This window comes from Bradyrhizobium sp. Arg816 (genome assembly GCF_029989365.1).
In the GTDB taxonomy this organism is placed as follows: domain Bacteria; phylum Pseudomonadota; class Alphaproteobacteria; order Rhizobiales; family Xanthobacteraceae; genus Bradyrhizobium.
This window is the reverse complement of the sequence record NZ_JAPRAQ010000250.1, coordinates 1-435: the sequence shown is the minus strand read 5'-3', so window position 1 is coordinate 435 and position 435 is coordinate 1. Positions and strand designations below refer to the sequence as shown.

Genomic DNA, 435 nt, shown 5'->3' with positions numbered 1-435 from the left:
ATCCATCATCCCGAGCGGCTGCTCCACCCGATGCGGCGAACCGGGCCGAAGGGCTCCGGTCAGTTTGACCGGATTTCCTGGGACGAGGCGCTCGAGGAGATCGTCGCTCGCTTCAATGCGGCCGAACGCGAATTCGGAGCCGAGTCGATCTGGCCCTATTACTACGCCGGCACCATGGGGCTCGTGATGCGTGATGGCATCAATCGCCTGGCGCATGTCAAGAAATACTCTCGCTTCTGTTCCACGATTTGCGCGAACATCGCGCGTGTCGGATTTTCAGTCGGCACCGGCAAGATCGCTGGCGTCGATCCGCGTGAAATGGGCGTCTCTGACCTCGTCGTGATCTGGGGAACTAACCCGGTGAACACCCAGGTCAACGTCATGACACACGCGATGCGCGCCCGGAAGGAGCGGGGCGCCAAGATTGCCGCGATC

General features: G+C 61.6%; 1 protein-coding gene. It reads left to right on the top strand.

Going from position 1 to position 435, the window contains the following annotated elements; genetic code table 11:
* On the top strand, window positions 1-435 hold a 435-nt coding region (locus OWC48_RS46750), incomplete at both ends, for a molybdopterin-dependent oxidoreductase (RefSeq protein ID WP_282526031.1).